This window comes from Alcanivorax sp. HI0044, assembly GCF_001634945.1.
In genome coordinates, this window is the sequence record NZ_LWEZ01000922.1 from 1 (window position 1) to 8,569 (window position 8,569).

Genomic DNA, 8,569 nt, shown 5'->3' on the forward strand with positions numbered 1-8,569 from the left:
CGGCCTTTTAACCGGCAAAATGCCCTTTCACCCCATTGGGGTGTGACGCAGTTATCTTTCCAGCATGAATCCGATATATTGCCCTGATAACCATTCGCGTCCCTGCTATCAAGCGGTTACCACAGCCAATTGATAAGGCGCAGGCCCACTGCGGCCACACGAAACACCGCAAACCCGTCCAGGGGGGGGCAGTCTGCGGTACGGGGGAAACCGGTCTATATGGACGGATTACTGGATTTTGTCGGGGAAGTGTACGAGGCCTCCTACAACCCGGGCCACTGGAACCGGGTGATGACACTGCTCTGCGAAAAGATTATGAATGCCCGCTCTGGCGCGATTTTTATTGAAGATCACCAGGGCGGCACCCGGAGCATGATCGGTTATCACGGCTTGCCGAAAGCCGTGGTGGCGTCCTACCGCTTTGGCATGGGCAAATACGATTACACCTTCCAGGCACAACGCGACGAGCCTGTGGGCCAGGCCCGGCAGATCATCGATTCCCGGGAAGTCAAAGACGCCCACCCTTACTATTTCCGGCTGATTCTCAAGCCCAATGACATTGGCTTTATCTCCGGCATGAACATCTACCACGACAAGGAATGGCACGTGGGCATCGGCCTGCACCGATCCTTCAATGCTGACCCGTTCTCCGACGAAGATATCGCCAAGCTACGGCTCCTCTACCCGCACTTCAAACGCGCCATCCGTATTCACCGTGAGTTCCATCGCCTGCGCACGCGCCAACAAACCCTGCACAGTGCCATGTCGCGTTTTATGCTGGGCCTGATCATTCTCGAACCGGATGGCACCGTGGCCTACCGTAACCCGGTCGCCGATGCCCTGCTCACCCACCATAACGCGCTTGCCCTGGCCGGCACTGGCATAAAAGCCTACTACGCGGATGAAAATACCCGGCTCGCCTGCCTGATTCAGAAACAGGCCAACGCCGACCCCAGAGAGATCAACACCCGTAACACCGCCATCGGGCTGCACCACCCGGACCGGGACAACGCGCTGACCGTCATGCTCGCCACCCTCAATGAAGGCAGCACACCAGACGGTGGTGAACCCACTAACGGTTCCGTGGCGCTCTATATTTCCGATCCTGATTCGCCGCTGAACATCCCTGCAGAAACCCTGCGTGCGCTCTACGAAATGACTCAGGCAGAATCCAATGTGGCCATTGCCCTGACCAACGGCCTCAGCCCTGGCCAGATCGCGGAGAATAATGGAACGTCGGTGGATACCGTGCGCTCACAGCTGAAAGCCATTTACAGCAAAATGGGCGTCAGCAAACAGCAGGATGTGATCCGCACCCTGTTATCCGGCGCCATGCAGGTGCTGTGACCCAACCCGCAGCACACACCGTGATAACGGATTCATGGAGGATGCAGGCCAAGACGTGTCTTGAGGAAAGGACAAGAACGACAACCCGATGCGGTTGTCGCGTGTTGCATGATGCGTGAACCGTGCTGCGGCGGCATAGCGGCAAAAAAAACCGGCCAATTGGCCGGTTTTTTTTTACTGCCAGAAGGGAGCGATTATTTTTCGAGAATCGCTACCACACCCTGACCACCCGCGGCACACACGGAGATCAGTGCGCGGCCGGAGCCTTTTTCGTTCAGCAGCTTGGCGGCGTTGGCGATGATACGGCCACCGGTAGCCGCGAACGGGTGACCGGCTGCCAGGGAGGAACCTTTCACGTTCAGTTTGCTGCGATCGATGCTGCCCAGCGCCTTGTCGCGACCCAGCTTCTCTTTACAGAAGCTTTCGTCTTCCCACATTTTCAGAGTGGTCAGTACCTGGGAAGCAAACGCTTCATGGATTTCATAGAAGTCGAAGTCCTGCAGGGTGATGCCGGCCTTGTCGAGCATGCTCGGCACGCCATAAGCGGGCGCCATCAGCAGGCCTTCTTTCTTGCCGATGAAATCAACGGCGGCGGCTTCGCCCAGGGTCAGGTAAGCCAGAACCGGCAAACCGCGCTCCTTGGCCCACTCTTCGGTGGCCAGCAGTACCGCAGAGGCACCGTCAGTCAGCGGCGTGGAGTTGGCCGGAGTCATGGTGCCGTCCGGACCACCAAAGCAAGGCTTCAGGGTGCCCAGTTTTTCCAGGGTGGAATCGCCACGCATATTGTTGTCGCGCTCCAGCCCCTTGAACGGGGTGATCAGGTCATCCTGCCAGCCATCTTCATAGGACTTGGCCAGGTTCTGGTGAGAGCGCCACGCCAGCTCGTCCTGCGCTTCACGGGGAATACCCCACTCTTTCGCAGTGATCGCCTGGTGCTCACCCATGGACAGGCCGGTGCGCGGCTCGCCATTTTTCGGGATGTCCGGCATCAGGGATTTCGGGTTCAGCAGTTTCAGGCCCAGCTTGGCACGCTCGCCGTTGGTCTTGGCACGGTTCAGGGCCATGAACACTTTACGGGCGTCTTCGTTCACACCCAAGGGCGCGTCAGAAGTCGTATCAACGCCGCCGGCAATAGCGCAGTCGATCTGGCCCAGAGCAATCTTGTTGGCCACCAGAATGGCCGCTTCCAGCCCGGTTCCGCAGGCTTGCTGCAGATCGTAGGCAGGGGTTTCCGGGGCCAGCTTGGAACCCAGCACCGATTCACGTACCAGGTTGAAATCACGGGCGTGCTTCATCACCGCACCAGCAGCCACTTCGTCAATCTTCTCACCATGCAGCTTGAAACGGTCCACCAGACCATCCAGTGCCGCTGTCAGCATTTCCTGGTTGCTGGTGTCGATGTAGGCGCTGTTGGAACGGGCAAACGGGATACGGTTACCACCAATAATGGCGACCTTACGAACGGCTTTACCTGCCAGCATAATCTTTTCCTCTAGAGATGGACGGTCATCAATGACGACGACGGTGGCGAATTTGGCCACGGTATTCACTCGACAGGGCGCAGTCTACCCCCTACCGTGCCGGTCTCATTGGCTCAAACGACTGTTTGACGGCCGGGGCCGGTCAATACACCCGTCACACTGCAGTGATTCAATACGCGCCAGTGTGCGACAGGGCCAGATTTCCTGCCCTACGAAAGATGGCGTATTTTCAGCCCATCTTTACGCGCCACCCCTTTAAACCCGTTCCGCTTACCCTAAGGTAAATGGACACATTCATCATTCGATGGAAAAAGGACAGGACCATGAGCGATACCTATCAGACGATTGCCAACTCTCCCATGGGCAAGGCGCTATTCGGCGCAATCAACTTGCCGATTCCGGTTATTCTGGAGCGCTGGCAGCCGGGCCAGGCGTCCTTTATCAAGGGCCGCGTTCTGGTAGGTGCCGCCAATGGTTCCACCGGCATCGACAGCGTACTGAGCACCCTCAAAGGCGCGCCGGACGCACAGGTAGCCGTTCTGGCCAATACCGCCAACGCCACCGACCTGCAGAAAAAAGCCGGCAAACTGGGCGTGGATGCGGACAATTACACCGCCAATCGCGATGACGATGCCAAATTCAAAGGCCTGGTATTCGATGCCACCGGCATCCAGAGCCCGGATGAACTGAAAGCCCTGTGGGACTTCTTCCATCCGGTGATTCGCAAGCTGGATAAATGCGCCCGCGTTGTCGTGATCGGTCGTACTCCGGAAAAACAGGCTGGCGCCTTGCGAGTTGCCCAGCGTGCCCTGGAAGGCTTCACCCGCTCCGTGGGCAAGGAAATCAAGAAAGGCGCCACCGCCCAGCTGGTCTATGTGGATGAAGGCGCCGAAGCGCAGCTGGCCTCCCCGCTGCACTTCTTCCTGTCACCGAAATCCGCTTATGTGTCCGGCCAGGTAGTGCGTGTTACCGAAGCAGGCTTCAAGGCCGCCAAGTTTGATTGGGACAAGCCGCTGGCCGGCAAGAAAGCCCTGGTCACCGGTGGTTCCCGCGGTATTGGTGCCGCCATTGCCGAAGTACTGGCCCGCGACGGCGCCACCGTCACCGTGCTGGACATTCCCCCCATGGCCGATGACCTGAATGCTGTCGCGGCGCAAATTGGTGGCGACACTCTGGAAATGGATATCACTGCCGACGAAGCACCGGCAGCCATTGCAGCGAAAGCCAAAGCCATTGGCGGCTACGACGTGGTCGTGCACAACGCAGGTGTCACCCGTGACAAGATGCTGGGCAATATGCCGGAAAAATTCTGGGACATGGTGCTGAACATCAACATCGCCAGCCAGCTGCGCATTAATGAAGCCCTGCTCTCCAGCGGCGGTTTGGGCAAAGGCGCCAGCATTATCTCCATCAGCTCCATCGCGGGCATTGCCGGCAACCTGGGCCAGACCAACTATGGTTGTTCCAAAGCAGCAGTCATCGGCATGGTCGATGCGTTCAAGGATGAATACGCCGAGCAAGGCATCACCATCAATGCCGTGGCACCAGGCTTCATCGAAACCCAGATGACCGCCGCCATTCCCTTCACCATCCGTGAAGCGGGCCGTCGCATGAACGCCATGAACCAGGGCGGTCAACCGGTAGACGTGGCCGAAACCATCGCTTTCTTTGCCAGCCCGGCCTCCCAGGGCCTGACTGGCAACGTTGTGCGTGTATGTGGCCAGATGCTGTTGGGGGCTTAAACCCGCAGCAGGCCTCATGCTTCACGCAACAGGCAAGAAGCAACAAAAAGCCGCGCCCACAGGGTGCGGCTTTTTTGTGGGCTGCAGGCCAAGCTTTCTACAGCGCCGCTGCAGGGGCCAGTGTCCGGTCGCAGCGCGGCAAAAAAAGACCCCGCCGGTTACCCGGCGAGGTCTTTAATTCCACGCTCTCCCGAGGTGGATAGCACAAGGAGTCGAGGTTGATCAGGCGACCTCGGCCACCTCTTTCTGTGCCTTTTTGGCAGCCTTCGCTTCAGCGCGGGCTTTTGCCTTTGCCGCGCCACCCGGCATGTATTCGCGCACATCCCATTTGAAATAACGCTTGAGCACACTATTGGCTTCTTCATCATTCTGGCGCCAGCCATACATCTTCGGTTTTTCCTTCTCGATGGCCAGGGTACCGAAGATCAGCCAGTCGTAGATCGCCAGGGTGGACGTCACGTTCTTGGCCGAGTTGGGGCCACGGGCATGGTGATGGTGATGCTGGGTCGGAAAGGTAATCACGTGCGCCAGTGCCCACATGGTTTTACGCACCCAGGCCCACTTGTGATTATGGAAGTACAGATCCCAATTCCAGTTCACATGGGTCTGTGCTGCCCACAACCCTTTAAAGGCCGTCGCCACAAGGAAAATTTCCACCAGGCCCAGATACAGACAAACCAGCTGGAAGGCGTAGTTAGGCATGATCAACCACCAGGCCCAGCCATTCACAAAGGTCTGCGTCACAGACAGCTGCCCCTTGTTGTCCTGGCCGCCAGCCAGGTGATGGGGTCGATGACTCATCTTGTAGAACGCCTGCACCCACTGCAGCGCCTTGTTCTTCGGGCGGCGACTGTGGGCAAACAGGTGGAAGGACCCGTGCAGGAATTCTTCGATGCAGAAGAAGGCAATCAGGGTCGGCCAGAAATACTCGCTTTGCAGCCAGGCAAGTGATCCGGCGCTACCCGGGAAGAGACCGGTCAGAGCCAGCGTAATCAACAGCAGCATCAGCGGGCGCTGAATAGCCACCATGATGAAAGTGGCAAGAAACGCGACTTTCCAGTCCTGGCGAGTCTTTCTGCCTTCGCGGGTGCGGCCCGCAAAGACTTCCCAGATGGCGGTGATAACGATGAAGGTGGTGACTGACAAGGTCAGTATCTGGTCCATGGGTATTCTCCCGGTTGTTGTTATGCGCACCTCCAAACTAGACAGACTGTATTTATCTTTCTAATTGATATTTGGTATAACTAATATCCATGAAGCTGAACTTGCGTAGTATCGACCTGAACCTGCTGCCCGTCTTCGATGCCATCATGGAGGCCGGCCAGCTCTCCCGTGCCGCGGAATCGCTGGGCATGAGCCAGCCCGCAATCAGCGCGGCCCTGCAGCGCCTGCGCCACACCTTTGCAGACACCCTGTTTGTGCGCACCCACCATGGGATGACACCCACCCCCCGTGCCCGGGAGCTACATGATCAGCTTGGCCCGCAACTGGCCGCCCTGCGCGACACCCTGAACCCGGATAACCGCTTCGACCCGGCCACCAGCCAGCGCCATTTCCGCATTCTCAGCCTGGACTATTTCGAAATGGTGGTACTGGGCCCCCTGCTGGCCAGACTCCGCCAACAAGCGCCCCAGGTGGTACTGGAAATCCTGTCTGCCAACGATGATATGCCCGACGAACTCCACAAAGGCCGGGCAGACCTCTCCGTGGACGCTTTCGTGGCTGACGATGACCGCCTGCAACGCAGCGTATTACTGCAAGAACGGCTGTCCGTGATCGCCCGCAAGGGCCACCCCACCATCAAGGGACGGTGCAACAAACAGCAATTTCTGGATGCCGAACATGTGGTGCTGCCGGACCGCAATCGGCAACTTCCCCTGGACCAGATTCTCAATGCCCCCGGCTGGCAGCGCCGCACGGGGGCCCGGGTGACCCAATTTGCCAGCATGCTGGCGGTTTGCGGCGGCTCGGACCTGATTGCCACCGTCCCCGACCGGCTCGCTCAGCAGTACGCCGAAACCATGCAGTTGCAGGTGCTGCCCTTCCCCGTTGACCTGCCGCCCGTCCCCATCTACATGATCTGGTCACCGGCCCAGCAACGCGACCCGGCCCACCGCTGGCTCCGCCAGCAACTGGAGCAAACCATCGCGCAGGAACCTGCCCCTTGAATTCAGGTCCAATCATGACCACATACTGACTATTGACGGCAAACAGGACACCTCATGGGTTTTGGTCGCGTTTTCTTTTTCATCTTCGGTTTTGCTCTGCTGGAGGTACTGGTACTGGCACAAGTCGCCGGGGCAATCGGCTGGCCAATCACCATTGTTGCTACCGTGGCAACCGCCCTGCTGGGCAGCTACCTGTTCCGCCGCCAGGGCCTCAGTACCTGGGTACGCCTGAATCAGCGTATGCAGCAAGGTGAAATGCCCGGGCAGGAAATGGTCGAAGGCATGATGCTGCTGCTCGGCGGCGCTCTGCTGATCACTCCGGGCTTTATTACCGACGCCGTGGGCTTTGCCTTGTTGCTACCCGGTTCACGCCGCTGGATGGCCAACAAGGTGATCCAGAAAGGCTCGTTGCAAAGCTTCACCACCGTGCAGGGAGCCGGGTTTGCCTACACTCGCTCAAGCTACTCCGGCGGAGCAACCAACCCGTTCCAGCAACGACCAGGCAGCAACGATGACCGAACCGGTCTTGGCGGCGGCGACACCATTGAAGGCGAGTCGCACCGCACGGACCAATAGCGTCCGTAGCCTCTAACCGCCAGCTCGCCCGCCACCCGTGCGAGCTTGCCCCAACCTGAAAGCGAAAACGTTCACCGCCCCACTCTATTCATTGAATGAAACCGGATTACACCACCGACCGGCCAAAGACGCCCGGCACCGGGTTAGGAAGTGCTCGCCGCCCCTGCTAGACTGCGCCGCCTCGCGGTAGACTCAGAGCACGCCCGGTGGAGGCACCATGAACCCGTTATTCAACCCCATTGTCTGGTCCGTATTGATCCTGATGGGCCTCAGCCTTGCCCGCATGAATGTGGTGCTGGCGTTACTCTGCGCTGCGCTGGTCGCGGGCCTGGGCAGTGGGCTGGAATTGCAAAGCACGCTTTCCGCCTTCACTGACGGCCTGGGCGACGGCGCCAATATCGCCCTCAGCTATGCCCTGCTGGGGGCTTTTGCCGTGGCCATCGCCCGCTCCGGCATCACCGAATGGCTGGCCGGACGCATCATCGAAAAACTTGGCCGCTCGCCGGATCCCGGCCAGCTACGCCGCATCCGCACCCTGCTACTCACCGTGCTGCTGGCTGCCGCGATCATGAGCCAGAACCTGGTGCCCATCCATATCGCCTTCATCCCGATTCTGGTGCCGCCCTTGCTGGAAGTGATGCACCAGCTGCGCCTGGATCGCCGGCTGGCCGCCTGCATACTGACCTTTGGCCTGATCACCCCTTACATGATGTTGCCAGTGGGCTTCGGCAGTATTTTCCTGCACACCCAACTGGGGCCCAGTCTGGCCAAGGCCGGCCTGGCGCTGCCCAACGACACCTTGCCTCTGGCCATGCTACTGCCCGCTGCCGGCATGCTGGTTGGCCTGCTGCTGGCCATATTCCGTTACCGTAAACCCCGCGACTACCGGCCCGTACAGCTACCCGGTGAAGAACAGCACGCCCCTCTCTCGGTACGCAACGTGGTCGTCGCAGCACTGGCACTGGCGTCAGCGCTGGCCCTGCAGCTTTACAGCGACTCCATTATTCTCGGCGCACTGGTCGGCTTTCTGGTGTTTACGGCAGGCGGCGTGGTGCCCTGGGGGGACTCCCAGGATGCCTTTACTCAGGGGGTCAAAATGATGTCGCTGATTGGCTTCATCATGATCGCCGCTAACGGTTACGCCTCTGTGGTGAATGCCAGCGGGCAGGTTCCCGTATTGGTGGAAGCGGTAACCAGTGGCTTGCAAAGCCCGCCTATCGCTGCCGCGCTGCTGCTGTTGCTTGGCCTGTTCGTG

7 protein-coding genes are annotated in these 8,569 nt (G+C 59.2%); 5 read left to right on the forward strand and 2 right to left on the reverse strand.

Annotated features, from left to right (window positions below; all coding sequences use genetic code 11):
* Positions 1-219: 219 nt before the first annotated feature.
* Positions 220-1,347: a LuxR C-terminal-related transcriptional regulator gene (locus A3730_RS10810; RefSeq protein ID WP_063519183.1), complete on the forward strand. Its 1,128-nt coding sequence runs from the start codon at positions 220-222 to the stop codon at positions 1,345-1,347.
* A 194-nt stretch (positions 1,348-1,541) separates the two neighbouring features.
* On the opposite strand, the gene A3730_RS10815 is transcribed toward A3730_RS10810, so the two are convergent.
* Entirely contained in the window at positions 1,542-2,828 is a 1,287-nt protein-coding gene (locus tag A3730_RS10815) for an acetyl-CoA C-acetyltransferase (RefSeq protein WP_063538047.1), read from the reverse strand.
* 323 nt (positions 2,829-3,151) lie between these two features.
* Between A3730_RS10815 and A3730_RS10820 the strand changes: the two genes are divergently transcribed.
* The gene (locus A3730_RS10820) at positions 3,152-4,570 is read left to right on the forward strand and encodes a 3-oxoacyl-ACP reductase (RefSeq protein WP_063538049.1); all 1,419 of its coding nucleotides are present in this window, start codon (positions 3,152-3,154) and stop codon (positions 4,568-4,570) included.
* A gap of 222 nt (positions 4,571-4,792) precedes the next feature.
* Here A3730_RS10820 and A3730_RS10825 read toward each other — a convergent pair whose 3' ends face one another.
* A complete protein-coding gene (locus tag A3730_RS10825; protein ID WP_063520214.1) occupies positions 4,793-5,734 on the reverse strand; it encodes a sterol desaturase family protein in 942 nt (313 codons plus the stop codon).
* Between the two features lie 89 nt (positions 5,735-5,823).
* Here A3730_RS10825 and A3730_RS10830 point away from each other — a divergent pair, with 89 nt between their 5' ends.
* From A3730_RS10830 to A3730_RS10840, 3 genes are all read left to right on the forward strand, one after another.
* Positions 5,824-6,738: a LysR family transcriptional regulator gene (locus A3730_RS10830; protein WP_063520213.1), complete on the forward strand. Its 915-nt coding sequence runs from the start codon at positions 5,824-5,826 to the stop codon at positions 6,736-6,738.
* A 54-nt stretch (positions 6,739-6,792) separates the two neighbouring features.
* A complete protein-coding gene (locus A3730_RS10835; RefSeq protein WP_063520212.1) occupies positions 6,793-7,314 on the forward strand; it encodes an FxsA family protein in 522 nt (173 codons plus the stop codon).
* Positions 7,315-7,531: 217 nt separating this feature from the next.
* A partial coding sequence (locus A3730_RS10840) for a Na+/H+ antiporter NhaC family protein (RefSeq protein WP_063538051.1) occupies positions 7,532-8,569 on the forward strand: 1,038 nt, incomplete at its 3' end.

Bases quoted from the DNA above. Each gene is read 5' to 3' on its own strand.
- A3730_RS10810 (WP_063519183.1), top strand. From the start codon at position 220: ATGGACGGATTACTGGATTTTGTCGGGGAAGTGTACGAGGCCTCCTAC.
- A3730_RS10815 (WP_063538047.1), bottom strand. From the start codon at position 2,828: ATGCTGGCAGGTAAAGCCGTTCGTAAGGTCGCCATTATTGGTGGTAAC.
- A3730_RS10820 (WP_063538049.1), top strand. From the start codon at position 3,152: ATGAGCGATACCTATCAGACGATTGCCAACTCTCCCATGGGCAAGGCG.
- A3730_RS10825 (WP_063520214.1), bottom strand. From the start codon at position 5,734: ATGGACCAGATACTGACCTTGTCAGTCACCACCTTCATCGTTATCACC.
- A3730_RS10830 (WP_063520213.1), top strand. From the start codon at position 5,824: ATGAAGCTGAACTTGCGTAGTATCGACCTGAACCTGCTGCCCGTCTTC.
- A3730_RS10835 (WP_063520212.1), top strand. From the start codon at position 6,793: ATGGGTTTTGGTCGCGTTTTCTTTTTCATCTTCGGTTTTGCTCTGCTG.